The following is a 23,589-nucleotide window of genomic DNA, read 5'->3' on the forward strand; positions in this document are numbered from 1 at the left end:
ATCATGTTCCCCTATCGCAGCGATCGTAACTAACGACTTCTCACGCTTCGGCCTGCTGGCCATGATTCAGCCTCCTCAAACGAGCTGACGCCATGCGCCCTGGATCCCTCATGGTGCTAGCCCTGCTAGCCCCCACGCTGATCGCACCGCCGGTCTTCGCCCAATCCGTTCTGACCCGCGACAATGGCGCCAAGGTCGGCGACAACCAGAATTCGCAGACAGCCGGTGCCACCGGCCCGACCCTGCTGCAGGACGTGCAGTTGATCCAGAAGCTGCAGCGCTTCGATCGCGAGCGCATTCCCGAACGCGTGGTGCATGCGCGCGGCACCGGCGTCAAAGGCGAGTTCACCGCCACCGCCGATCTGTCCAGCCTGACCAAGGCCAAGGTGTTCAGCGCTGGCGAAAAAACCCCTGTTTTCGTGCGCTTTTCCTCGGTGGTACACGGCAATCATTCGCCGGAAACGCTGCGCGACCCGCATGGTTTCGCGACCAAGTTCTACACCAGCGAAGGCAATTGGGACTTGGTCGGCAACAACTTCCCCACGTTCTTCATCCGCGATGCGATCAAGTTCCCCGACATGGTCCACGCGTTCAAGCCGGACCCGCGCACTAATCTGGACGACGATTCGCGTCGCTTCGATTTCTTCTCGCACGTGCCAGAAAGCACGCGCACGCTGACCCTGCTGTATTCCAACGAAGGCACGCCCGCCGGCTATCGCTTCATGGACGGCAATGGCGTGCACGCCTACAAGCTGGTCAATGCCCAAGGTGAAGTGCATTACGTCAAGTTCCACTGGAAGTCTCTGCAGGGCATCAAGAATCTCGATCCCAAGCAGGTCGCTGCCGTGCAAGCCAAGGACTACAGCCACCTGACCAACGATCTGGTCGGCGCGATCAAGAAGGGCGACTACCCGAAATGGGACCTGTACGTGCAGGTGCTCAAGCCGGAAGAATTGGCCAAGTTCGATTTCGACCCGCTCGACGCCACCAAGATCTGGCCGAACGTGCCGGAGCAGAAAGTCGGCCAGATGGTGTTGAACAAGAACGTGGACAACTTCTTCCAGGAAACCGAGCAGGTGGCGATGGCGCCGGCCAATCTGGTGCCGGGTATCGAGCCGTCTGAAGACCATTTGTTGCAGGGCCGTATTTTCTCTTATGCCGATACGCAGCTGTATCGCATCGGGACCAACGGCCTGAGCCTGCCGGTCAATCGCCCGCGTGTGGCGGTCAACAACGGCAACCAGGATGGCGAAGCCAATACCGGCCACACCACCAGCGGCGTGAACTACGAGCCAAGCCGGCTTGAGCCGCGTGCGCAGGACACCGCAGCGCGCTACAGCGTGTTGCCGCTGTCGGGCACTACCCAGCAGGCCAAGATCACCCGCGAGCAGAATTTCAAACAGGCCGGTGAGTTGTACCGCTCCTACAGCAAGAAGGATCGCGCCGATCTGGTGCAGAGCTTCGGCGAGTCGCTGGCGACCACCGATACCGAAAGCAAGCACCTGATGCTGTCGTTCCTGTACAAGGCCGACCCCGAGTACGGCACCGGCGTCACCCGCGTGGCCAAGGGCGACCTGGCGCGTGTCAAGCAGCTGGCCTCCAGCCTGCAGGACTGATCCGCACGACGACATCGCGGCCCGCGCCGCGATGTCGTCTTATTTCGGGAGATCTCCATGCGCACTCTCTTGTGTTCGATGCTAATGAGCCTGTCTGCAGTTGCCAATGCTGCTTCACCGGTATCCGTGCCCGCTGCCAACACGACGGCCACCGCCACACCCGAGCAGATCAAGCTGCAACTGCGCGCGTATTTCTTCGACGCCGCACGCGAAGGCCGCCAGGACATGCTGGCCGAATTCATTCGCTCGCATTACGACCTCAACACCCGCGACGAGAAGGGCTACACCGCGCTGATCCTCGCCGCGTACCACGGCCAGCGCCCGGCGGTGGAGCAATTGCTAGTCGCCGGAGCCGACCCCTGCGCGCAGGACAAGCGTGGCAACACAGCCCTGATGGGCGCCATCTTCAAGGGCGAGCTGGGCATCGCCAAACGTCTGATGCAGGCCGACTGCGCGCCGGACCAACGCAACAATGCCGGTCAGACCGCGGCGATGTATGCCGCGTTGTTCCAACGCACCGATGTGCTCAAGGACTTGGCCGCCAAGGGCGCAGATCTCAGCCTCAAAGACGGGCAGGGCAACGACGTGACGAAACTGCAACGCGGCGAATTCGCCACCGCTCCGGCGCGCTGAGCGCACGTTCTTGCGTGCCGGTTGGGCCCCCGAGTGCTGCGTTGTGCGTGTCATGCGCGTCGAAGTGCCGGTCGTTCCGCTTCGCATTGCGCATGCCGGCGCGAGGCGCGTCTGGTCGCCGATAGCGGCTGTGCGCCATGTAACGCGATTACTCAATCGCTCTTTTCCCCAAGCACTCCAGCATTGGCAATAGACGCGACGTGCGATCACGAATGGCCGCCCCGACCAAGCCGGCCGGCCCAGTAACGCAGGCTAGCTGCGACGGGGTGCACTGCGTCCGGCGCGCATCGGGTGGGTTCTTTGTTGCGGCGAAGGATTGATGGGCCTGGGCCATGCGTTGTCGCCATGTCTGTTGCGCGGCGCTTGCCTTTGTGGTCCATCTCTCACGTCAAAGTATCAGCCGCAGATCTGGATGCAGCTTCCATGTCCTGTGCGGGCGGGCCATTGCCTGGAGCACATCTCCGGCCCTGCCCCACATGAGCCCTGCGCGACCATCTTCACCGCAGCCTGGCCTGACGGGTACCTAGAGGCGCCGTACCAGCGGGTGCCCCGCATGTGCCAAGTGAAGGCTTCCGGCATCTGTCGCGCCGCGCTTCCCGCATCCGTAGTCCACTGCATCGACTCAGCAGCGTGACAACCAGCGCAGCTCGGAAACCTCCACTACGGCAGGCGCAAAAAGCGCCCCGCGCCACCCGTCGGTTTTCCGCCACGGCTGCGTTGGAACTCTGGCGCAGGTGGTGATTTTTTCGCCAGTGCGTCAGGATTTCTCTGACACGCAAACCCTTGCGCGCCAAGGCTTTGACAGAAAACTGAGTGCTTCCTGACTTGCTCAAAATTGCCTGAAAAAAAGCGCAGGAAACAGTTCAAGAAAGCGCCGGGAACGCCGATGCTGCAGCTATCGCACCGCACCTTGGAACCCCCGGACCATGAAGCTCGATCCTTCCATCCCTTTCCTGATGTCTCTGCTGGCCATGGTGTTGTGCACTGCCACTGCCGTTGTCGCACTGGTGTTCGGCCAAGTGCACGTGCTGGCCAAGTCGTGGAGCTTCTACACGGTCATGGGCACTGCCCTGATCACGCTGGTCGCCTCGTACCACGCCCTCGGCAAGCCGCTGAGCGCCGAAGAGCGTGTCGGTGTGCGTACCCCGTAAGTTTCGCTTCCGTCCGGGCGCAGTGGTTACTGCTGCACTGGACTTAGAAAGCCCCGCTCGTCACGAGATGCAACGCGTTCGCTCCGCAGAGGCGAACGCAGACGGGAGACCACAGTCGTGATGCTGGCGACCGAAGCGCGTCACCAGCGGGATCCACAACGCGCATCATGCTCGAATTCGATCGGTTGATAGGGGGCGATCGCCTCGCGCAGCGCGCACGCAATCCTGCAGCCAGGTCCGAAAGCAGGCGCTTCAGCATGCCATGCCGCACCGCCGCAGATTCATCGACACCCGTGTAAGCTGTTGATCCTGCTTCGCATTCCCATGGCCGCTTGCTGCGGCCACCCTGTCGATGACCGCCTCCACCGATCGCTACACCGCCTCCTTGCGCCTGTCCGTGGCGCCCATGATGGACTGGACCGACCGCCATTGCCGCGTCTTCCATCGCCTGTTGGCGCCGTCCGCACGCCTGTATACCGAGATGGTGCATGCCAATGCGGTGATCCACGGCGATCGCGCGCGACTGATCGGCTTCGATGCGGTCGAACATCCGCTGGCGCTGCAGCTGGGCGGTAGCGATCCGGGCTTGCTCGCGCAGGCGGCGGCGATTGCGCAGGAGTGGGGCTTTGATGAGATCAATCTCAATTGCGGTTGCCCGTCCGATCGCGTGCAGGCCGGGCGGTTCGGCGCCTGCCTGATGCGCGAACCGGCGCTGGTGGCCGAGTGCGTCGCTGCCATGTGCGCCGCCACCCACTTGCCGATCACGGTCAAATGCCGTCTCGGCGTGGACGACGATGACGATTACGCGGTGTTCGCCCGCTTTGTCGACCAGGTGGTCGCGGCCGGCGCGGCGATGGTGGTGGTGCATGCCCGCAACGCCTGGCTTAAGGGCTTGTCGCCGAAGGAAAACCGCGAGGTGCCACCGCTGCGGTACGACTGGGCCTACCGGCTCAAGCAGGAGCGACCCGGCCTGCCGGTGGTGCTCAATGGCGGCATCACGGCGGTGGACACTGCAATGGCGCATCTGCAGCACACCGACGGCGTCATGCTCGGTCGTGCGGCCTACCACGACCCGTACGTCCTGCATTGTCTGGACGCCGCCCTGAACCAGCAGCCCGAGCAACCGCGCGAGTCCTTGCTGCGCGCATTGCGGCCGTATGTGGAATCCCAGTTGGAGCAAGGTCTGGCCTTGAAGCACATGACCCGGCACGTGCTGGGCTTGTTCCACGGGCAGCCTGGAGGAAGGGCGTTTCGGCAGGTCTTGAGCGAAGGCGCACATCGCCCGGGTGCCGATTGGGACCTGGTCGAGCAGGCGCTGCAGCGCACCGATACGCGGTCCTGGCGGGTGGTCGCCTAGTTTTGGCCCACCGCTTGCCTTCCTGAACAGGTTGCTGGAATAGGTGGCTTCGAGGGGCGTTCCGCAGCGTGCGCGTTCGCCACAACCTGCACCCATCGTGGCTTCGCGGCCTAGCAATATTCATTTTACTGAACGTCGTTAACTCGAAGCTAAAAAGTTCAGATCGGATTCACCCTGAAAAATCAAGAATTTGGCTCGCTTCCGGGACTCGGTCATCTGCAACGCGTGGCCGATTTCACGAATTTTGAGTGTTCCTGAACAACCCGCTAGGATTCGTTTGTGACCCAATCGCTCTGCCGCGCTCGCACAGTTGCTCTGGTTGCCCTATGGGCAGCCATGGTCGCGCCGTCGGCCTGGGGCCAGGGCTACCCGATGGTGCAAAACGGGCGCGAGGGATTGCCCCCCTCCGCACGCGGCAACAGCCGCACCTTGTCGGACACCATTCGACACGTGCAACGGTCTACCGGTGGACAAATCCTCGGTGCCGAGCGCGTGCCGTTCGATGGTGGCAATCTCAATCGGGTCAAGTACATGAAGGACGGGCGCGTGCACACGGTGTACGAGCCGGAGCAGACGCAGGCGGCACCGCCGCGTGATGCGCCGCCACCGGACGCGCCACCACGCGACGATAACCACTGAACGTAGATAGTTCTGCGTTCAGTCTTATAAATTCCCCGGCCACTGGCCGACAACGTAACTAGGGAGAGTGCATGCGTATCCTTTTGGTCGAAGACGAAGCTCCGCTGCGCGAAACGCTTGCGGCGCGTCTGAAGCGTGAAGGCTTTGCGGTTGACGCTGCACAAGACGGCGAAGAAGGCCTCTACATGGGCCGAGAAGTGCCGTTCGATGTTGGCATCATCGATCTTGGCCTGCCCAAGATGTCGGGCATGGAGTTGATCAAGGCCCTGCGCGACGAAGGCAAGAAATTCCCGGTGCTGATCCTGACCGCGCGTTCGAGCTGGCAGGACAAGGTCGAAGGCCTCAAGCAGGGCGCCGACGATTATCTGGTCAAGCCATTCCACGTCGAAGAGTTGCTGGCGCGCGTCAACGCGCTGCTCCGCCGCGCTGCGGGCTGGAGCAAGCCCACGCTCGAGTGCGGTCCGGTCGCGCTGGACCTGGCGGCACAGACGGTGAGCGTCAACGGCGCCAACGTCGATCTGACCAGCTATGAGTACAAGGTGCTCGAGTACCTGATGATGCATGCCGGCGAACTGGTCTCCAAGGCCGATCTCACCGAGCACATCTATCAGCAGGACTTCGACCGCGATTCGAATGTGCTGGAAGTGTTCATCGGTCGCCTGCGCAAGAAGCTCGACCCCGATGGTGAGCTCAAGCCGATCGAGACCGTGCGAGGCCGTGGTTACCGCTTCGCCATTCCGCGTACCGAAGGCTGAGTCCGCGCGTCAACGAACAGGAAGACCAGGTGCCGTGCCGCTCCAAGTGGTATAGACGCTGGCGGCCGCGCTCCTTGCAGGCCCGCCAACTGCTGGCCGCCAGCCTCAGCCTGGTGGCCTTCCTGGCGTTGGCCGGTTACGCGCTGGATGTGGCGTTCGCCGACACCGCCGAAAAGAATTTGCGCGAGCGGTTGAAGAACTACGCCTCCGCGTATGCGGCCAATATCGATTTCGTGCGTGACGGGTCGCTGTATATCGGCGGACAACCGCCAGACCCGCGCTTCGATGTTCCCGGTGGCGGGCTGTATGTGGAAGTGGTGCGTCCGGACGAAAGCTGGACCTCGATGTCGGCCGAAGGTCCGAATATTCCGCACGGCCGTATGCTGGAGCCGCGCCAGGAAGAATTCATCGGCCCGCTGGAGATGACCCAGATCGACGGCAGCCTTGGCCAGCTGTATCGCTATGGCCTGGGCGTGAGCTACGTCGAGCGCGAACATGGCGGCGAGATTCCGTACACCATCTATGTGATGGAAGACGCGCGCTCGATGGGCGCGCAGCTGCGTGTGTTCCGCAGCGCGGTATGGTTCTACCTGGGCAGTGCCGGCGTGGTATTGCTGGTGCTGCAGGCGTTCATCCTGCAATGGAGCCTGCGCCCGCTGCGGCGGGTGATCAACGAGCTCTCTAAAGTGCAGCGCGGTGAGATCCAGCGCATGAGCGAACAGCATCCGCGCGAGCTGGAGCCGTTGACCGACAGCATCAATGCCTTCATCGAGAGCGAGCGCGATAATCTGGAGCGCCAGCGCAATACGCTGGCCGATCTGGCGCACAGCCTCAAGACCCCCATCGCCGTGTTGCGTACGCAATTGGATAGCGGTGCGTCCGAGCGTGACCTGCACGAAGAAATGGATGTGCAACTGCGCCGCATGAACGATCTGGTGTCCTACCAGCTGGCACGCGCGGCTTCCAGCGGGCACAAATTGTTTGCGGCACCGTTGCCGATCGAGCCGACCGCCGAAGAAATCGTGCGTGGCCTGGAGAAGGTGTATTCGGTCAAGGGCGTGTTGTGCGAATTCGATATTTCGCCTGATGCGCGCTTTCACGGCGAGCCGGGCGATTTGCAGGAACTGCTCGGCAATCTGCTGGAAAACGGCTTCAAGTGGGCGCGCAGCCGCGTATTGCTGACCGCACAACCAGGCCCCACCACCGGTAGCCGTCGTGCCGGGTTGATTCTGTCGGTGGAAGACGATGGTCCCGGCATCGCTCCGGAAGACGTGGCCAAGATCCTGCAACGCGGCGTGCGTGGGGATGAGCGCGTGCAAGGGCACGGCATCGGCATGTCGATCGTGCAGGATCTGATCAAGGCCTACCGCGGCGAACTGCAGGTAGTGCGCTCGCAGGAACTGGGCGGCGCCCGCTTTGATGTGACCCTGCCGCCGGGATTGTGATCGTCGGTAACGGCCCGATGAACCCGTGGTCAATGTCCGCAGACCTTCCGACAACCGTTTAACCGCTCATGCGTTGGCTTCACCATACTGAGTCGGTAAGCCGTTGCGATGGAGGGCTGCATGTTCGAGCAAGTTAGCCAGGCAGTGTGCGTGGAAATGCATGTGGCGCACGCACGGCACAGGCGCAGATGGCGTGTGCTGCCGCTGTTGATCGGCAGCGTCTGCGCGCTCAATTGCACGGCGGCCGACGCGCCGCTGACACCCTCACAGACGCGCTGGTTGCAACGCGCCACCTATGGCGTGGATGCCAACAGTGCGACGCAACTGACACGGCTTGGCCCCAACAGGTTCGGCGCGCTGTTATTGCAGCCCAGCGATGACGCCGCATTGCCCATGCCGGTGCGTGCGCAGCTGCAGCGCTTCGATGCGCTGCACACCCCCTTGGTGGATTTGCTGACCCAATACGAGGCCGACAAGCTCCGCCTGCAGGTCATGCCCGATGGCGATGAAAAGGTTGCCTTACGTAAGGACTGGCGTGCGCGCGGTGGTCAGATGCTGGTGCAGGCGCGCCAGGCGCAATTGTTGCGCGCGGTGTATGCGCCGGATCAGCTGCGCGAGCAACTGGTGTGGTTCTGGCTCAATCATTTCAGCGTGTATGCCGACAAGGCGCGGGTGAAGTGGATGGCGGCCGACTACATGGAAAACGCGATCCGCCCGAATGCCACCGGCAAGTTCGCCGACCTGGTGATGGCCACGCTGGAAAGCCCGGCGATGCAGGAATACCTGGACAACGCCAAGAACGCCAAGGGCAAGGTCAACGAGAACTACGCGCGCGAGTTGATGGAACTGCATACGCTGGGAGTGCATGGCGGCTACAGCCAGCAGGATGTGCAGCAGTTGGCGCTGATCCTCACGGGCGCAGGCCTGGTGCCGATCAAGGCCAATGGCCCACCGCCGTTGCCGCCCGCAGCGCCGGGGCAGCCGCAGGTCGTGCGCAAAGGCGTGTTCGAATTCAACCCGGCGCGTCATCAACCCGGGGACAAGATGCTGCTTGGTCAGCACATCGCCGGGGGTGGTCTGGATGAGATCGAACGTGCCGTGCAGTTGTTGGTGCGGCAGCCGGCCTGCGCGCATTTCATTTCGCAACGCCTGGCTGAATATTTCGTCAGCGACATCCCGCCCACTGCGCTGGTTGCGCGCATGGCCAACACCTTCCAGCGCAGCGATGGCGATATCGCCAAGGTGATGCAGACCATGCTGGCGTCGCCGGAGTTCGCGCAGGCACAACCGCGCAAGTTCAAGGACCCGAACCGGTTCGTGGTGTCGGCGATGCGGCTGGCGTATGAGGATCAACCGGTGATCAATGCGGCGCCGATGGCCAGTTGGGTGCAGCAGCTGGGCGAGCCGTTGTTTGGGCGCATCACGCCCGACGGGTGGTCGCTGCAGTCGCAGGCCTGGACCAGTTCCGGGCAGTTGGCCCGACGGTTCGAGGTGGCGCGTTCGATCGGCGGCGGCCCGAAGCAATTGTTTCGTCTGGATGGCGACAACGACACGCCGATTCCGGCGCTGGTGCAGATCGATACGCGCCCCTCCTACCGGTGGCTGGCGCCGTCGCTGTCGGCCGCGACGCGGCAGGCGCTGGACCAGGCGCGTTCGCCTGCCGAGTGGAATGGGTTCTTGCTGTCGTCGCCCGATTTCAACTATCGCTGACGCAATGGCGCCGATTCAGATCTGCTGATGCAACGCCAACGACGCAACGCCAGCGATTCAACGCTCGCAGATCCAAAAACAACCGATCCACCGATCTAGCGAAGACCAAGCGGTCATCGCCGCGGGAGTGCAACCATGCAACGACGTCAATTTCTGCTTGCTTCTGCAGCCGCTGCAAGCATGCCGTGGGCCGGTCGTCTGTTCGCGGCGCCACGCGATAGCGCACGCATGCTGGTGGTGTTTCTGCGCGGCGGTTACGACAGCAATAATCTGCTGGTGCCGCATGGCAGCGATTTCTATTACCAGTCGCGGCCGAGCCTGGCGATTGCACGGCCGGATCCTGCCAATCCACACAGCGCTGTCGCACTGAATGCGCAGTGGGGTCTCAACCCGGTGATGCGCGATGCGCTGCTGCCGTTGTGGGAGCGCAAGCAAGTCGCCTTCGTGCCGTTCGCCGGCACAGACGATCTGTCGCGCAGCCATTTCGAAACCCAGGACGATATCGAATCCGGCCAGGCCGGCAAGCATCGCGATTACCGCTCCGGGTTCATGGCACGCCTGTCGGGCGTGCTGAGTGGCGTGCCGGCCATCGCGTTCACCGATTCATTGCCGCTGACGTTTCAAGGCGGCGGCGATCTGCCCAACGTCTCGTTGCGGGGCATCGGCAAAGGCGGGCTGGACGCGCGGCAGGCGCAGATCCTGTCGCAGATGTACGACAGCACGCCGCTGGCCGCCGCCGCACACGATGGCTTGGCGCTGCGGCAGCAGGTCACCGCGCAGTTGCGCGAAGAGATGGAGCAGGCCGGCCGTGGCGCCGCCAGTGCGCGCACCTTCGCCGATGAAACCCGGCGCATGGCGACCCTGATGCGCGAGCGCTATCGCCTGGGATTCGTCGATGTCGGTGGCTGGGACACGCATGCCAATCAAGGCAGTGTGGAAGGCGGCCTGGCCACTCACCTGCGCAATCTCGGCGAAGGGTTGGCTGCCTATGCCGATGCCTTGGGCCCGGCCTGGAACGATACCGTTGTGGTGGTGATCTCCGAATTCGGCCGCACCTTCCGCGAAAACGGCAGCAAGGGCACCGATCACGGCCATGGCACGACGTACTGGGTGCTGGGCGGAGGCGTGCACGGCGGCCGCATCGCTGGCGAACAGGTGGCGGTCGATCAGGCGCAGTTGCTGCAGAACCGTGATTACCCGGTGCTCAACAATTACCGCAGCCTGTTCGGCGGGATGCTGAGTCGCCTGTGGGGCCTGTCGCCAGCGCAATTGGAGCGGGTTTTCCCGGGTGCCAAGCCGCGCGATCTTGGATTGGTGTGAGGTTGGAGAGCGACCGATCGCACGTAAGACCATGTGCGGGGATGGCTGCGGATTTTCTTCACTCCAGCGGTAGTGCTTCTAGCGACGGCTGCAGCGGCTGTTTGATGGGGCCACAGCAACGTAGTCTGCCTGTGCAGCACACTCAACGCTGCACTGCAGCTGCAAATGGCGAGGGTCCGTAAAACCGTTCCAAATGCACGGCGACCTGCGGCATCGCACGCGCAAGCACCTGCGGCGCGGATAAGTGATACTGGCTGACCACCGCGAAGAATTCTTCCGGCGCCTCGGCGGCATACGGGTCGATCTCGGTGTCTTCGCTGGCATCGACGCGTTGGCAAAAAAGAGCGTAGGCATGCTGGAAATCCCGTGCCCAGGCGCGTTGCGCCGCGCGTGGCAGTGGCGGTGTGCCATCGAGCGCGCCATCCAGTGCATCGAGCTTGTGCGCCATCTCGTGCACGATCACGTTGAAGCCTGCCTGCGGGTCGTCCAGGTCGGCTTGCACATCGGCCCAACTGACGATCAGCGGGCCTTGCTCCCACGCTTCGCCGATCAGGGTGTCGTCCCATGCATGCATCACCCCGGCCGCATCCATGTGCGGGCACTGCACGCGGAACGCATCCGGGTACACAATCAGCTGCGACCAGCCGCGCCAACCGGCGGTGCCGATTTCCAGCAGCGGCAGGCAGCAGATCGCTGCCAGAACCAGCTGATCGTGCGGTTGCAGCGCCAGCCTGCCGACAGGCGAAATGGTTTTCTGATGCAAAAATTGCGCGGTCAACGCACGCAGGCGTTGCTGGCGAGGCGGATCGAGCGCGGCGACCCACGCGCAACGGCTGCACAGCGGCTGCCACAGCGCATCGGCTATTTCGGGAGGCGGTCGGCGCAGCCAGCGCGTCAACTACTGGATCAGCGGAACATGCCCGGCAGGAAACTGTGCCAACGCGGCATCGTGCGCATGCGCGGGAATAACGAATCGCCATCGCTGCCCCCGCCCCCGCCACCGTTGGACGGCGTTGCTTTGTGGGGGCTGGTGCGTGCCGGTGCCGCCTCGGGGGCCGGCGTCCTGCCGCGTGCGGCCGAGTTGGTGCTGACGCAGCTCTCATGATCGCCGTCGATCAGTTGGTCCGATGCCAGGGCGGCAAGCGGAGCCAACAGCATGAGCAAGCAAACCGTGAGTCGGCGCATCGTCCACATCCAGGGCAAGCGGCGGGAACCCCGGATCATAACGCGCTTTTCACTCCCTCACGCAACCCGCGCTGGGCGCCCGGGAGGGCTTGGCGCATACTTTGGTGGATGGTTTCGGGACTTCGGGCGTGCAATGCACTTTGAGATGACAGGCGCCGGCGGCCAGCGCTGCGGCGTAGGCGCTGCGGGGCATTGGGCTGGCTCGTGCGATGGCCAGCCACACGATGTCCTGCCTGCGCTGCCGGCCGCCAACCCGGCGGCACGCCTCGGACGGGGCGCTGAGGCCGCGTTACGCGCGTTGCCTGGCCGACCTACCGGATGCACAACGCAGGCCTCATCTCGGCATGCCGCCGCCCGCACCGCCGCCGCCTCACGCCTGATCGCGCGCCGCAGCCGTGGATGATCGTGCATTGCTGGCCAGGCTTGCCGGTGGCCGGCTGTCCGGCGATGCGCTGGCACGCGATGCCGGCCTGACCCGCGCCGCGGTCTGGAAGCGCATCCAGAATCTGCGCGCGGCCGGGGTCGACATCGAAGGGCGGGCCGGCGACGGGTATCGCCTGGCCACGCCACTGGACCTGCTGGATGCGGCGCGTATCCGCGCCGGTATGGCACCCGATGCGGCGGCTGGCCTGGCGGCGCTGGACGTGGCCTGGACGCTGGAATCCACCAACACCACCCTGCTGGCGCAGCCGGCGCCCGAACAGGGCGTGGCGGTGCTGCTGGCCGAGCGCCAGACCGGTGGCCGCGGCCGCCGCGGCCGCCAATGGACCTCGCCGCTGGGCGCGCATATTTATCTGTCGGCGTCGCGCCGGTTCAGTGGCGGGCTCGGCCAGCTGGCGGGTCTCAGCTTGGCTGTCGGCGTGGCCGTGGCCGAAGCCTTGCGTGGTTGCGGATTCGCCGATGTCGGCCTGAAGTGGCCCAACGACCTGCTGGCACGCGGGCGCAAGCTGGGCGGCCTGTTGATCGAAGGTGGCGGCGAGATGGCCGGCAATGCGTGTGCCGTGATCGGGCTGGGCTTGAACGTGCACATGCCCGTGGCGGCAGCGGCCAGCATCGACCAGCCTTGGGTCGATCTGGATACCTTGGCTGGCAGCCCGGTGTCGCGCGACCGCGTCACGGCGGCGGTGCTGTCCGGTTTGCTGCCGGCACTGGACCTGTTCGAGGCGCAGGGACTGGTGCCGTTCCTGGGGCGCTATGCGGACCTGGATGTCTTGAGCGGGCGTGCGGTGCAGGTCGAAGAGGCCGGTACCCGACATCATGGCGTCGCGCTCGGCCTGGCGGCCGACGGCGCGTTGCGGGTGCAACTGGGCGACACGGTGCGCCTGTTCCACTCCGGAGAAGTGAGCGTGAGACCTGCATGAGCGAGTGGTTGTTCGACCTGGGAAATTCGCGGTTCAAGTACGCCCCGCTGCATGGCGACCGTGCCGGCGAGGTGCAGGCCTGGGCGCACGGCGCCGAGGCCATGGATGCGACCGCGCTGGCGGCGCTGCCGTTCGGGCGTATCGCGTATGTCGCCAGCGTGGCGGCACCGGCATTGACGCAGCGCATGATCGCCTGCCTGCAGCAGCGCTTTGCGCAGGTGCACATCGTGCGGACCGCCGCCGAATGCGCCGGCATCCGCATCGCCTATGCCGAACCCAGCCGCTTCGGCGTGGACCGCTATCTGGCGCTGCTGGGCGCGCGTGGCGACGCGCCGGTGCTGGTCGCCGGCGTTGGCACCGCACTGACCATCGACGTGCTCGGCGCCGATGGCCTGCATCACGGCGGTCGCATCGCCGCCTCGCCAACCACCATGCGCGAAGCGCTGCATGCGCGCGCGGTGCAGCTGCCGGCCAGCGGCGGCGACTACGTCGAACTGGCCACCGACACCGACGATGCCTTGACCTCCGGCTGCGATGGCGCGGCGGTGGCGCTGATCGAGCGCAGCCTGCAGCACGCGCAACGTCGCCTGGGCGTGCCGGTGCGGCTGCTGGTGCATGGCGGTGGCGCTCCCCCGCTGCTACCGCTGTTGCCCGATGCCAGGTTCCGCGCCGCCTTGGTATTGGACGGTCTGGCGACGTGGGCGGCCGCTGCAGCGTCCCCGTAGAATCGGCGCATGTATGTCCGCGCGCTCATCGTCGTTTTGATCGTCCTCAATGCCGGGGTGGCGTTGTGGTGGGCCTTGCAGCCGCCACCGGCACCGCCGCCGCCGGCGCCGGCGCCGGCGCCGCAACCGACCGGTATCGCGCGGCTGGAGCTGCTACCCAACCCGACGGGTGCTGGCGGGACTGCGCCGCTAACTGCAACGGCAAGTACGGGATCGGTGCCGGCAGTAGAGAGTGGATCGACTGCATCGGCCGCGACAGCAGCGACACCGCGGTCCGCATCGCCGCTACCCGTGCCAATCCCGGCGGACGTTGCCGGGCCATCCACGCCGACCTCGGCAGCGACGACATCGGCCACCGCTGCCGCAGCGGAAGCGTCGCGTGGCGCGTCCGAGACATCGGCAACGGCGAACACTTCTGCAACATCCGCCGATCGCGTCGCCGCTGCGGCTGCAAAACCATCGTCAACCACGCCACCGCCAGTGCCAGTGCCTGCACCGGAGCGCTGCGCCAGCCTGGGACCATTCGCGGCACGCGCCGATGCCGATGCGGCGCTGGCGCGCGTGCGTGGGCAGGTCAGCCGCGCCAGCGTGCGCGAGGACACCGACGCCGGCATCGGCACGTTTCGGGTGATGTTGCCCAACGTGGGCGATCGCGCGGCAGCGCAGGCCCTGGTCAAGCGCATTGCCGCGGCTGGTATGGGCGACTACTACGTGATCGCGCAGGGTGAGGACAACACCGTGGCGCTAGGCCAGTACCAGAGCCGCGAGCGCGCCGAACGGCGCCAGGCGAGTCTGGTCGGCGCAGGTTTTCCGGCGCAATTGGTGCCCAGCGGCAGCGGGCAATCGCGGTGGTGGATCGATGTGCGCAGCAGCGCGGCCACCGGTGCATTGCAAGGTGCTGCCGGTGCCACGCGCCAGCGGTCGCTAGATTGCGCCGCGCTGCGCTAGAATGCGCACCGGCGCGCAACGCGCCTGCCTTCGCCGGCATAGCTCAGTTGGTAGAGCAACCGCCTTGTAAGCGGTAGGTCCCCAGTTCGAATCCGGGTGCCGGCACCATTTTCGATTCACGCGTCTGCGGCAATCTGATTCGGCGTGCTGCTGTTCGAGCAGCTTGGGCCTTGCGTGGAATGTCTCGTTCAACCCGCCACCCACGATGGAATGCGACGAACGCAAGCTATTCAAAGTGACTCAAAGTGACGCCGTTGCAGGCAGCTTCAGGTCAACAAGCGCTGCCGTCGAGAATGGCCGCTTGCCTTACCCGCACTCCAAGCCCACTGCCCGGCGCGCGCTTGCGATGCCGGCACTCCAATGTAAGCGCCTCTATGACCTGCCAGCCGTGCCTTCTTTGCCCGAAGGTGAGCGGCCTTGAACTGCGTGCGCCGAGCGGTTGCGGCAACGTTGCCTGCACCGTGCCGCCTGCATGGCGCGACATCTAGTCGCGTCAGGACACCCAGCCGATCAGGCCGGGCGGCCGGCCGATAGCAGTTCCAGCGCGGCCTTGCCGGTGTCTGCTTGCGCTGCGTCGTCGCTCAGTCGTTCGGCTAATGCAGCCACGATGATGGCGTGGGCCTGGCGTAGCACGCTGTCGGCGTCGGCGCTGGCGTCCACCACGTGTTTGCCTGGCAATTCCAGTCCGGCAAAGATGGTGCGGCAGCGTTCCAGGTTGTCCTGGGTTTCGAAGTGGTTGGGCGCATCGCCGCGGGCACGAATGCGGGCCAAGCCGGTGGGCGGGGGCAGGTCGAGCAGCAGCAGCACGTCCGGGCGCGGCGCGAAAGCGTTGCGCTCCAGCAGATCGTCCAGCGGTAGACCGGCGGCGCCCTGGTAGGCGACCATCGAGGGGAAATAGCGGTCCAGAATCACGATGTCGCCGCGTGCCAGCGCGGGCGCGATCAGCGTGTCCACATGTTCGTGGCGGTCGTGGATCAGCAGTTCGGCTTCTTCGTCCGCACTCAGGCGGCCGGTGGCGGCGGACTGGCGCAGCTTGGTGCCCCACGGGCCGTTGGTCGGCTCCTTGCTCAGCACGACGCGTGCGCCGGCGGCTTCCAGCGTGGTGGCCAGGCGGCGGGCGAGGGTGGTCTTGCCGGCGCCGTCGATGCCTTCGATGGCGATCAGCAATCCGCCGGGCTTCAGTTCGATTGTCATCGCGCTACTTTATCTGATCGTGGCGATAGACCCCTAGCCAGCGGCATCGCGATGGTGCGCGTGCAGCGGCAGCGGATGCGCTCGATGGCGAACAAGCAGCGGCCGAGCGAGGTGCATCCGCAAGCACGCATCGCGAGCGCTGCCGCAATGTGATGGGCCGCCATGCCGTGTGCATGGACACCCAAGGTCACGTATGGCGACATACCGCAAAAAAATTATCGCGGGTATGTCCTGTGTGATGTCGGAAACGTCCCGATGCCCTGGCCACTGACCGCCCCCCATACTTGATAAGTCAGACATCCGACACATTCGAATTACGACTGAGTCGCGTTTCTGGCTTCAAGGAAAACGGACGCGTCGCCGCCACCCTAGAGGCGGCATCCCCCGCGTGACGCCCTTTCAGGCATCGTCGTGACCGGATTTCTTGTCTTGCTGGCCGTGCCGGCCGCACGCGCAGGCGATCATGTGGTCGCCGACGTGTAGCGATAGGACAGCAGCGACTTCACCAAGAAGGTGATCTGGGTGGCCGAGCGCGCATCCACGCGCATGACCGGGATGCGGAAGCCTTTGGCCACCAACGCATCGCGAAATGGCGGCACCAGGAAATCCTAGACTTCATCGGTCATGGTGATGCCCACCGCCAGGCTGGCCCGGGCGCGATATGCGAAAACTCGCGCAACAGCGCCAGCGTGGCACTGAGCATCTGCGGGTCGCGCGCGTTGGTCAGCACGATCACGCCCAGCGCGCCGTCGCACACCAGCGGCCACATGAAATCCAGGTATTTCTGGCCGGGCACGCCATAGACGTGCAGCAGCTCGCCGTCTTCCAGCTCGATCGAACTGTAGTCCAGCGCGACGGTGGTGTAGGTCTTGTCGTTAAGCGGCATTTCGGTGCTGACCGGCTCGACATCGGAGATGGCGCGCACTGCGGTGGTCTTGCCGGCGCCCATGCCGCCGACGAACACCAGCTTGTTGGCCGGAAGGCTCATGACTGCGCCTGGAAGAGGGAAAGGCCGAACCGACATGCGACCCAGGAAAAGAATCGCGTGTTGCCGCTGTCCGGGCGATGCTGCGTTGCAGGCACAGGAATCTCCGCAGTCTGGGCAAGGCCGCTGGCGAGTGCAGCGGCGAACAGGCATTCCACCGTTTGCAGCGGCAGCTTGCAAGCACTGGCCAGCGCCTGCGGGCGCCACGGGCGCGCATGCAGGTGGGCAATGGCGAGCAATCGGGCCGGCGAACTGGTTTCTGCGCTCAGCTCCGGCCATTGGCGCAGTTGCAGCGCATGGCTGGGCTCCACTGCCGGCAGTGCCCGGCGCAGATGCTCGGGCAGGGCGAAAAACAGCGCTTCGAATGAAAGACGTTGGGGTAACGCAGTGCCAGCAAGGTCCGGCACGGCTTGCCAGTCCGAGCGGTCCAGCGCGGCGATCACGTCGGCCAGCGCCACGCCAGCCGGTAACTGTACGCAGCCATTGATCGGGTCCACATGCACCTGCAATTGCGCATGCTGCAGCATCACGGCGCCGGTGCCGAATTCGCCGCGGCAATGCCGCAGCAACAACGCCGGCTCCGCCACCGGGGTGGCGTGCGGCGAGGACAACAGCATGCGCACCTGTTCGTTGAGGTCGCGCACGGTGGCGCCGTGCTTGATCCACGCGCCGGCCATGGGCGTGCGCGACACCACCAGCACACGTACCGGTTGGCCCTGCAGCGCCTGCCAGGCGGCCAAGCCATCGGCGCTCGTGTGGTGTGCAGCAGGTCCAGGCCGGCCGTGGCGACCCGCATGGCGTCGATGGGTGTGGTCATGAGCTGGCGCCAGGGCGGCACAGTGAGAGCGGGATACCTGCCGGTACGCACCGCCAGACGGGGGGCAGGCGATGCGTTTGCACCGCGCTGCAGGCATCAACCGAAATCGAGGGTCTTTTCGAACGCCTTGAGCTCGTGACGCGCGATGGCCAGATTGGCCTTGGCACGGTCCAGCACCACGTACAAGAACAGCGTGTCGTTGCTTTCGAGCGGACGCAGCAGGTGGTACTGGCGCGCAAGCGTGATCAGGATGTCTTCGATGGTGTCGTTCAGACAGAGCTGTTCGGCGATGCGGCGTTTGGCACGCACCACTTCGGTATTGCCGGCCGCCGCCAATTCCAGGTTGAGCTCGGCACCGCCGGTCATGCCCAGTGCCATGCCGCTGTCGCTATCGACCAGCGCTGCGCCGACGAAGCCGGCCAGCGAATGCAGGTGTTCCAGATTGAGTGTCGACACGGGTCGTCCTTACAAGTGGTGAGTAAAGCGTGCCTTGCGGAATGTACGAACAGTGCCAGGCGCTCAGCCTTGCGGCGGCGTCAACACGGTGGCGAGGCGGCCGGCGCAATCGCGTGCGTTGAACAGCAGCGCAGCGGCATTGATGTCGCTGCCGCCCACGGCGGTGAGGGTCAGCGGTTTGTCGGCGCGGATGCGGATCAACACCAGCTGCCCGGCACGCGTGCTGATGGTGGCGTAATCGGCGTCCTTCAGGCTGGATTCGCGCGCCAGGGTCTCGCCCAGGGTCAGGAACGAATCGGCCATGGCGGCAAGCCGGCGACCGTCTACATCCAGGCTGGATTGCTCGGTAATGGCGCGCCCGTCGGCGGTGGAGAGCATCAACAGACGGATACCCGGCTCACGTTCGATGGTCTGCGCAAACGCCTGCCCGATGCGCTGCAGATCGTACAAATGCGACGCCTGCGGGACTTCGCCCACGGCAGCCTTGACGACCTGGTTGACGGCGTTATGCGGCATGAAATCTCCCTGTTGCGTGATGGGCCGAACGCTTGCATGAGCGGTGTGCTGCACCGGGCGGCGCACCCCACCACCCGGATCCGCGCAGGCCGTCACGCCCGCCGGTGTCGCTTGACGGGACGGTCCGACAGACACGATCTGCAACGTCCGGTGCGCCACAACCTGCGATGGCACGTCACGGTAGCGGTGTGGCGAGGCAGATCTAAACCTCCGCCTTGGGTCGCACCGTTCAGCACAAGCCGCAGGCCGTGCTGCGCTGCCGCGCGTCACTGTGCGGGCGGGCCATTAGACTGCTAGGTTTTATCGATGCTGGAGCAATGCATGGCAACGCAGTACCTGCCGGTTTCCTTGATTGGCGTTCCTACCGACATCGGCGCCGGCCACCGTGGCGCGCGCATGGGGCCGGAGGCGCTACGCATCGCCGGTCTGCAGGAGGCGCTGGTCGGTCGTGGCGTGGAGGTGCGCGATCTGGGCAATCTGGATGGTCCGCGCAACCCCTGGCAGGCGCCACAGGCCGGCTACCGGCATCTGGATGAAGTGGTGGCCTGGAACCAGGCGCTGATGGATGCCAGCTACGCCGAACTGCATGCAGGACGCATGCCGATCATGCTGGGGGGCGACCACTGCCTGGGCATCGGCTCGATTACGGCGGTGGCCAACTATTGCCGCGAGCAGGGCCGGCCGCTGCGGGTGCTGTGGCTGGATGCGCACTCGGACTTCAACACCAGCGAGGTGACGCCCTCGGGCAACGTGCACGGCATGCCCGTGGCCTGCCTGTGCGGGCTGGGCCCAAAGGCGCTGACCCATCTGGGAGGCAGTGCGCCAGCGCTGTTGCCTGAGCAGGTGCGCCAGATCGGCATCCGCTCGGTGGACCCGGAGGAGAAGCGCCTGATCAAGCAGCACCGCATCGATGTGTACGACATGCGCTACATCGACGAAGCCGGCATGAAGCGCACCATGGAAGCCGCGCTGCAGGGCATGAGCGCCGACACCCATCTGCATGTGAGTTTCGATGTGGATTTCCTCGACCCCAGCATCGCGCCGGGCGTGGGCACCACGGTGCCCGGTGGCCCCAACTACCGCGAGGCGCAGCTGGTGATGGAGATGATTGCCGACACCGGGCGCATGGGGTCGTTGGATATCGTCGAGCTCAACCCGGTGTTGGACAACCGCAATGCCACCGCCGAACTGGCGGTGGATCTGGTCGAAAGCCTGTTCGGCAAGTCGACCCTGATGCGGGATTGATCCAGCGCTGAACGCGGAGCGCTGCCGTTCACATCAAATCCACGTCCGCGCAGTCAGATTTGGCGCCAAGCGAGGTGCGCTGGCACCGTTACACAACGAGGACAAGCGATGAAGCGACTGCTGACACTGATGGTGCTGGGCCTGTTTTCGGCCGGCGTGATGACGGGCTGCAACACCGTGGCCGGCGCCGGCAAGGACATGCGGGGTGCGGGCGACAAGGTCGAGAAAACGGCAGAAAAATGCAGCGACGGTAAGTGCTGATGCGTCACATCGCGTTTCCTGTTGAACTGATTGATCTGCGGCAATGCGCCGCTTTACCCATGAGGAGTCTGTTATGAAGCGTGCAATTGTGCTGCTGGTGCTGTCGATGTTGTCGGTTGGCATGCTGTCGGGTTGCAACACCGTCGCAGGTGCCGGCAAGGACGTGCAGGGCGCTGGCGAGAAAGTGGAAGACGCAGCGCGTAAGTAATCTGACGCCGCATGCAAGAAAAACGGGCCGCAAGGCCCGTTTTTTGTGGGCGATTGCCCGTCGGGCCTGACGTCGGACCACGGTGCATTCGGCAGTTCGCGTGCTGCAGGGCAGGCCGGGTCAATCGGTAACGGTTCAGTGCAGTGATCGGCGGCTTGACACCTTTTGATCCATCACGAACGCCGACTTGGTCAGTCTGGTACCACGGTCAATCGCGGCCGCATCAAGCGGAGTCATCGCATGAACACTGACATCATTTCCGGCAAGTGGACCCAGCTGAAGGGCAAGGCGCAAGCCAAGTGGGGCGACCTCACCGACGACGATTTCAAGGTTGCCGAAGGCAATGCCGAATATCTACAAGGCAAGCTCCAGGAGCGCTATGGCTGGGATCGCGACCGCGCCCAGACCGAAGTGCGCGCGTTTGAAAAGTCGCTGCACGACGAGCCCTGACGGCGCGCTGTCCTGCTGCCCGATGAGGCGAGCAGGGTGCAGACGACGGGCCGCCCAGTGCGGCCCGTTTTGCGTTCCGGCGCCGGGAGCGCCATCTGAGGGGAATGTGCGGCGATGGTGGACGTGCGGAACCGCTAAACTTGGGGGCTGACTCCCTGGCAATACGCAGATGACCACTCGTGTCCTTACCGGCATCACCACGTCCGGCACCCCGCATCTGGGCAATTACGTCGGTGCGATCCGCCCGGCCATCCAGGCCAGCGCGGGCGCCGACACCGAGAGCTTCTATTTCCTCGCCGACCTGCACAGTCTGATCAAGGCGCAGGACCCGGCGCGGACGCAGCGTTCGACGCTGGAAATTGCGGCCACCTGGCTTGCCTGCGGTCTGGACCCGGACAAGGTGTGGTTCTATCGGCAATCCGACGTGCCCGAAACCACCGAGTTGATGTGGCTGCTGACTTGCGTGGCCGGCAAGGGCATCCTCAACCGCGCGCATGCCTACAAGGCGGCGGTGGACAAGAACCGCGCCGAGGGTGAGGACGAAGATGCCGGCGTCACCGCAGGTTTGTTCATGTATCCGGTGCTGATGGCGGCCGATATCCTGATCTTCAATGCGCACAAGGTGCCGGTGGGGCGCGATCAGATCCAGCACATCGAAATGGCGCGCGATTTCGCGCAGCGTTTCAACCATGTTTACGGGCGCGACTTTTTCACCTTGCCCGAAGCGGTGATCGACGAGCAGGTCTCCACCTTGCCGGGCCTGGACGGCCGCAAGATGAGCAAGAGCTACAGCAATACGATTCCGCTGTTTGCACCGCGCGAGGAATTGCGCAAGCTGGTGTTTTCTATCCTCACCGATTCGCGCGCGCCGGGCGAAGCGAAGGATACGCAGGGATCGGCGTTATTTCAGCTGTATCAGGCATTCGCCACGCCGCAGGAATCTGCGGCATTCGCGCAGGCATTCGCCGACGGCATCGGCTGGGGCGACGCGAAGCAGCAGTTGTTCGAACGGATCGACCAGGAGATTACGCCGCTGCGCGCGCGCTACGAGGCGTTGATGGCAGAGCCGGCCAAGATCGAAGCGATTTTGCGTGCCGGCGGCGCACGCCTGCGTGCGCGCCATGCCACCCCGCTGCTGGCCGAGCTGCGCGATGCGGTGGGCCTGCGCGATCTGTCCAGTCAGGCCGGCTCAACGGCGAGCGAGGTTGGCGAAAGGATCGTGCTGCCGATGTTCAAGCAATACCGCGAGAGCGATGGCCAGTTCTATTTCAAGTTGAACGACGGCGCGGGTGCATTGCTGTTGCAGAGCGATGGCTTCGCTTCGCCACGCGATGCCGGGCAATTGATCGGGCGGCTGAAACAGGCCGTGCAGGCCAGCGACCTGCAACTGCCTGGCGTGCATGCGCAAGTGGATGCGGACGTGATTCTTGCTGCGATGCGCGCCTTGCGCGAGACATGATCGACATGACACTGCAGGCGTAGCTGTTCGCTATGGGGAGCTGCGTTCTGTTGTGCCAGTGGCGACATGTACGACAGCGACGCACTGCTTGGGCCTACACTGCAGTCCCTACAGCAGCTGCGGGGTGCGAATGACAGCAATGGCCGAGTTCAACATCCACACCATCGATACCGGCTTTGGTGGCGTGCAATTCGATGCGGCGTATTTGATCGTCGAAGCGCAACGGGGTGCCTTGATCGATTGCGGCACCTCACTGTCGGTGCCGCATTTGCTGGCCGCAGTGCACGCGGCCGGGTTGGCGCCGGCGCAGGTGGAGTGGTTGATCCTGACCCATGTGCATCTTGACCATGCCGGCGGTGCAGGGGCCTTATTGCAGCACCTTCCCAATGCGCAGGTGCTGGTGCATCCGCGCGGTGCGCCGCATTTGATCGATCCTGCTCGGCTGATTGCCGGTGCCACTGCGGTGTATGGCGAGGCGGAAATGGCGCGCAGCTACGGCGTCATTGAGCCGGTGCCGGCCGAGCGTGTCATCGAGGCGGCCGAGGGTCATACCGTGATGCTGGGCGAGCGCGCGCTGCGCACCATCGAGACCCCGGGGCATGCGCGCCATCATCTGTGCGTGTGGGATGCGCGTAGCCGTAGCTGGTTCACCGGCGACACCTTCGGCCTGTCGTATCGTCAGTTGGACAGTGCGCGTGGCGCCTTCATCCTGCCGACCTCTTCGCCGGTGCAGTTCGAGCCCGAGGCGATGCTGCAGTCGATCGCGCGGCTGATGGACACCGCGCCGGAGGCGATGTACCTCACCCATTACGGCCGTGTCGCATCGCCGGCACCGTTGGCGCAGGCGTTGGGCGAGCAGATTCATGCGATGACCGAGATTGCGCTGGGCTGCGCGCAACGTCCGGACCGGCATCGCTGCATGGTGGCGGCGTTGACCGCGTTGTATCTGGAACGTGCGCGCCAACATGGATGCCGGTTGGACGATGCGGCGGTGGAGCAGTTGCTGGCCATCGATATCGAACTCAATGCGCAAGGGCTGGGGTGTTGGCTGGATCGTGCAGCGCGCACGCGTTAGCGTTCCCGGAGCGGCTGACAATTTCTCTCGAACGCTTTAGGGAAGGCCTGAACAACTCACCGAACCCCTCAAATCCAG

The 23,589-nt window shown here is 64.6% G+C and carries 23 protein-coding genes, 1 tRNA gene and 2 pseudogenes; 19 read left to right on the forward strand and 7 right to left on the reverse strand.

Going from position 1 to position 23,589, the window contains the following annotated elements; translation table 11 throughout:
- Positions 1 to 110 precede the first annotated feature (110 nt).
- From katB to XBLMG947_RS05740, 9 genes are all read left to right on the forward strand, one after another.
- Complete coding sequence (gene katB / locus XBLMG947_RS05700) at positions 111 to 1,616, forward strand: catalase KatB (protein ID WP_181093113.1); 1,506 nt, start codon at positions 111 to 113, stop codon at positions 1,614 to 1,616.
- A gap of 57 nt (positions 1,617 to 1,673) precedes the next feature.
- Positions 1,674 to 2,249 carry an ankyrin repeat domain-containing protein gene (locus tag XBLMG947_RS05705; RefSeq protein ID WP_065466792.1) on the forward strand — a complete coding sequence of 192 codons (576 nt, stop codon included), beginning with the start codon at positions 1,674 to 1,676 and terminating at the stop codon, positions 2,247 to 2,249.
- A 926-nt stretch (positions 2,250 to 3,175) separates the two neighbouring features.
- Positions 3,176 to 3,400, forward strand: coding sequence for a hypothetical protein (locus tag XBLMG947_RS05710; RefSeq protein ID WP_065466793.1), 225 nt, complete (start codon positions 3,176 to 3,178; stop codon positions 3,398 to 3,400).
- A 352-nt stretch (positions 3,401 to 3,752) separates the two neighbouring features.
- Positions 3,753 to 4,757 carry a tRNA dihydrouridine(20/20a) synthase DusA gene (gene dusA / locus XBLMG947_RS05715; protein ID WP_065466794.1) on the forward strand — a complete coding sequence of 335 codons (1,005 nt, stop codon included), beginning with the start codon at positions 3,753 to 3,755 and terminating at the stop codon, positions 4,755 to 4,757.
- A gap of 336 nt (positions 4,758 to 5,093) precedes the next feature.
- Positions 5,094 to 5,396 (forward strand): hypothetical protein, encoded by a 303-nt coding sequence (locus XBLMG947_RS05720; protein ID WP_065466795.1) that lies wholly within the window; start codon positions 5,094 to 5,096, stop codon positions 5,394 to 5,396.
- A 71-nt stretch (positions 5,397 to 5,467) separates the two neighbouring features.
- Positions 5,468 to 6,151, forward strand: coding sequence for a response regulator transcription factor (locus XBLMG947_RS05725; protein WP_002808458.1), 684 nt, complete (start codon positions 5,468 to 5,470; stop codon positions 6,149 to 6,151).
- Between the two features lie 74 nt (positions 6,152 to 6,225).
- Positions 6,226 to 7,596 (forward strand): ATP-binding protein, encoded by a 1,371-nt coding sequence (locus XBLMG947_RS05730; protein WP_065466796.1) that lies wholly within the window; start codon positions 6,226 to 6,228, stop codon positions 7,594 to 7,596.
- 120 nt (positions 7,597 to 7,716) lie between these two features.
- Positions 7,717 to 9,306 carry a DUF1800 domain-containing protein gene (locus tag XBLMG947_RS05735; RefSeq protein ID WP_065466819.1) on the forward strand — a complete coding sequence of 530 codons (1,590 nt, stop codon included), beginning with the start codon at positions 7,717 to 7,719 and terminating at the stop codon, positions 9,304 to 9,306.
- 135 nt (positions 9,307 to 9,441) lie between these two features.
- A complete protein-coding gene (locus XBLMG947_RS05740; RefSeq protein ID WP_065466797.1) occupies positions 9,442 to 10,626 on the forward strand; it encodes a DUF1501 domain-containing protein in 1,185 nt (394 codons plus the stop codon).
- 142 nt (positions 10,627 to 10,768) lie between these two features.
- Here the strand turns inward: XBLMG947_RS05740 and XBLMG947_RS05745 are convergent, their stop codons facing one another.
- Positions 10,769 to 11,524 (reverse strand): M90 family metallopeptidase, encoded by a 756-nt coding sequence (locus tag XBLMG947_RS05745; RefSeq protein ID WP_065466798.1) that lies wholly within the window; start codon positions 11,522 to 11,524, stop codon positions 10,769 to 10,771.
- 8 nt (positions 11,525 to 11,532) lie between these two features.
- Positions 11,533 to 11,850: a hypothetical protein gene (locus XBLMG947_RS05750; protein ID WP_065466799.1), complete on the reverse strand. Its 318-nt coding sequence runs from the start codon at positions 11,848 to 11,850 to the stop codon at positions 11,533 to 11,535.
- Positions 11,851 to 12,206: 356 nt separating this feature from the next.
- Here XBLMG947_RS05750 and birA point away from each other — a divergent pair, with 356 nt between their 5' ends.
- The 4 genes from birA (at position 12,207) to XBLMG947_RS05770 (ending at position 14,953) form a co-directional block, all read left to right on the forward strand.
- Positions 12,207 to 13,172 (forward strand): bifunctional biotin--[acetyl-CoA-carboxylase] ligase/biotin operon repressor BirA, encoded by a 966-nt coding sequence (gene birA, locus XBLMG947_RS05755; protein ID WP_065466800.1) that lies wholly within the window; start codon positions 12,207 to 12,209, stop codon positions 13,170 to 13,172.
- The gene (locus XBLMG947_RS05760; protein WP_065466801.1) at positions 13,169 to 13,897 is read left to right on the forward strand and encodes a type III pantothenate kinase; all 729 of its coding nucleotides are present in this window, start codon (positions 13,169 to 13,171) and stop codon (positions 13,895 to 13,897) included. Before birA ends, XBLMG947_RS05760 begins: the two co-directional genes overlap by 4 nt.
- Before the next feature lie 9 nt (positions 13,898 to 13,906).
- A complete protein-coding gene (locus XBLMG947_RS21170) occupies positions 13,907 to 14,845 on the forward strand; it encodes an SPOR domain-containing protein (RefSeq protein WP_083992884.1) in 939 nt (312 codons plus the stop codon).
- A gap of 32 nt (positions 14,846 to 14,877) precedes the next feature.
- Positions 14,878 to 14,953 (forward strand) — tRNA-Thr (locus tag XBLMG947_RS05770).
- A 402-nt stretch (positions 14,954 to 15,355) separates the two neighbouring features.
- Here the strand turns inward: XBLMG947_RS05770 and tmk are convergent.
- From tmk to XBLMG947_RS05795, 5 genes and pseudogenes are all read right to left on the reverse strand, one after another.
- Positions 15,356 to 16,039 (reverse strand): dTMP kinase, encoded by a 684-nt coding sequence (gene tmk / locus XBLMG947_RS05775; RefSeq protein ID WP_065466802.1) that lies wholly within the window; start codon positions 16,037 to 16,039, stop codon positions 15,356 to 15,358.
- Between the two features lie 461 nt (positions 16,040 to 16,500).
- Positions 16,501 to 17,027, reverse strand: a pseudogene (locus tag XBLMG947_RS05780) (GTP-binding protein).
- Positions 17,024 to 17,841: pseudogene (locus tag XBLMG947_RS22490) on the reverse strand (hypothetical protein). The pseudogenes XBLMG947_RS05780 and XBLMG947_RS22490 overlap by 4 nt, the downstream one beginning before the upstream one ends.
- A 96-nt stretch (positions 17,842 to 17,937) precedes the next feature.
- Complete coding sequence (locus tag XBLMG947_RS05790; RefSeq protein WP_065466803.1) at positions 17,938 to 18,297, reverse strand: hypothetical protein; 360 nt, start codon at positions 18,295 to 18,297, stop codon at positions 17,938 to 17,940.
- A 63-nt stretch (positions 18,298 to 18,360) separates the two neighbouring features.
- The gene (locus XBLMG947_RS05795) at positions 18,361 to 18,813 is read right to left on the reverse strand and encodes a roadblock/LC7 domain-containing protein (RefSeq protein ID WP_065466804.1); all 453 of its coding nucleotides are present in this window, start codon (positions 18,811 to 18,813) and stop codon (positions 18,361 to 18,363) included.
- Positions 18,814 to 19,134: 321 nt separating this feature from the next.
- On the opposite strand from XBLMG947_RS05795, the gene rocF reads away from it, so the two are divergent.
- From rocF to XBLMG947_RS05825, 6 genes are all read left to right on the forward strand, one after another.
- Entirely contained in the window at positions 19,135 to 20,058 is a 924-nt protein-coding gene (gene rocF, locus XBLMG947_RS05800) for an arginase (RefSeq protein WP_065466826.1), read from the forward strand.
- 108 nt (positions 20,059 to 20,166) lie between these two features.
- Positions 20,167 to 20,319 (forward strand): entericidin A/B family lipoprotein, encoded by a 153-nt coding sequence (locus XBLMG947_RS05805; RefSeq protein WP_065466805.1) that lies wholly within the window; start codon positions 20,167 to 20,169, stop codon positions 20,317 to 20,319.
- Positions 20,320 to 20,392: 73 nt separating this feature from the next.
- The gene (locus XBLMG947_RS05810) at positions 20,393 to 20,527 is read left to right on the forward strand and encodes an entericidin A/B family lipoprotein (protein ID WP_065466806.1); all 135 of its coding nucleotides are present in this window, start codon (positions 20,393 to 20,395) and stop codon (positions 20,525 to 20,527) included.
- A gap of 240 nt (positions 20,528 to 20,767) precedes the next feature.
- The gene (locus XBLMG947_RS05815) at positions 20,768 to 20,977 is read left to right on the forward strand and encodes a CsbD family protein (protein WP_065466807.1); all 210 of its coding nucleotides are present in this window, start codon (positions 20,768 to 20,770) and stop codon (positions 20,975 to 20,977) included.
- 169 nt (positions 20,978 to 21,146) lie between these two features.
- A complete protein-coding gene (locus tag XBLMG947_RS05820; protein WP_065466808.1) occupies positions 21,147 to 22,436 on the forward strand; it encodes a tryptophan--tRNA ligase in 1,290 nt (429 codons plus the stop codon).
- A gap of 130 nt (positions 22,437 to 22,566) precedes the next feature.
- A complete protein-coding gene (locus tag XBLMG947_RS05825; protein WP_083992885.1) occupies positions 22,567 to 23,511 on the forward strand; it encodes an MBL fold metallo-hydrolase in 945 nt (314 codons plus the stop codon).
- Positions 23,512 to 23,589 lie beyond the last annotated feature (78 nt).

The sequence above is a fragment of the Xanthomonas bromi genome (genome assembly GCF_900092025.1).
GTDB classification, from domain to species: Bacteria; Pseudomonadota; Gammaproteobacteria; order Xanthomonadales; family Xanthomonadaceae; genus Xanthomonas; species Xanthomonas bromi.

Excerpts from the sequence above, each read along its gene's own strand:
- katB (WP_181093113.1), top strand. The coding sequence starts at position 111 with ATGGTGCTAGCCCTGCTAGCCCCCACGCTGATCGCACCGCCGGTCTTC.
- XBLMG947_RS05705 (WP_065466792.1), top strand. The coding sequence starts at position 1,674 with ATGCGCACTCTCTTGTGTTCGATGCTAATGAGCCTGTCTGCAGTTGCC.
- XBLMG947_RS05710 (WP_065466793.1), top strand. The coding sequence starts at position 3,176 with ATGAAGCTCGATCCTTCCATCCCTTTCCTGATGTCTCTGCTGGCCATG.
- dusA (WP_065466794.1), top strand. The coding sequence starts at position 3,753 with ATGACCGCCTCCACCGATCGCTACACCGCCTCCTTGCGCCTGTCCGTG.
- XBLMG947_RS05720 (WP_065466795.1), top strand. The coding sequence starts at position 5,094 with ATGGTCGCGCCGTCGGCCTGGGGCCAGGGCTACCCGATGGTGCAAAAC.
- XBLMG947_RS05725 (WP_002808458.1), top strand. The coding sequence starts at position 5,468 with ATGCGTATCCTTTTGGTCGAAGACGAAGCTCCGCTGCGCGAAACGCTT.
- XBLMG947_RS05735 (WP_065466819.1), top strand. The coding sequence starts at position 7,717 with ATGTTCGAGCAAGTTAGCCAGGCAGTGTGCGTGGAAATGCATGTGGCG.
- XBLMG947_RS05740 (WP_065466797.1), top strand. The coding sequence starts at position 9,442 with ATGCAACGACGTCAATTTCTGCTTGCTTCTGCAGCCGCTGCAAGCATG.
- XBLMG947_RS05750 (WP_065466799.1), bottom strand. The coding sequence starts at position 11,850 with ATGATCCGGGGTTCCCGCCGCTTGCCCTGGATGTGGACGATGCGCCGA.
- XBLMG947_RS05760 (WP_065466801.1), top strand. The coding sequence starts at position 13,169 with ATGAGCGAGTGGTTGTTCGACCTGGGAAATTCGCGGTTCAAGTACGCC.
- XBLMG947_RS21170 (WP_083992884.1), top strand. The coding sequence starts at position 13,907 with ATGTATGTCCGCGCGCTCATCGTCGTTTTGATCGTCCTCAATGCCGGG.
- tmk (WP_065466802.1), bottom strand. The coding sequence starts at position 16,039 with ATGACAATCGAACTGAAGCCCGGCGGATTGCTGATCGCCATCGAAGGC.
- XBLMG947_RS05795 (WP_065466804.1), bottom strand. The coding sequence starts at position 18,813 with ATGCCGCATAACGCCGTCAACCAGGTCGTCAAGGCTGCCGTGGGCGAA.
- rocF (WP_065466826.1), top strand. The coding sequence starts at position 19,135 with ATGGCAACGCAGTACCTGCCGGTTTCCTTGATTGGCGTTCCTACCGAC.
- XBLMG947_RS05805 (WP_065466805.1), top strand. The coding sequence starts at position 20,167 with ATGAAGCGACTGCTGACACTGATGGTGCTGGGCCTGTTTTCGGCCGGC.
- XBLMG947_RS05810 (WP_065466806.1), top strand. The coding sequence starts at position 20,393 with ATGAAGCGTGCAATTGTGCTGCTGGTGCTGTCGATGTTGTCGGTTGGC.
- XBLMG947_RS05815 (WP_065466807.1), top strand. The coding sequence starts at position 20,768 with ATGAACACTGACATCATTTCCGGCAAGTGGACCCAGCTGAAGGGCAAG.
- XBLMG947_RS05820 (WP_065466808.1), top strand. The coding sequence starts at position 21,147 with ATGACCACTCGTGTCCTTACCGGCATCACCACGTCCGGCACCCCGCAT.
- XBLMG947_RS05825 (WP_083992885.1), top strand. The coding sequence starts at position 22,567 with ATGACAGCAATGGCCGAGTTCAACATCCACACCATCGATACCGGCTTT.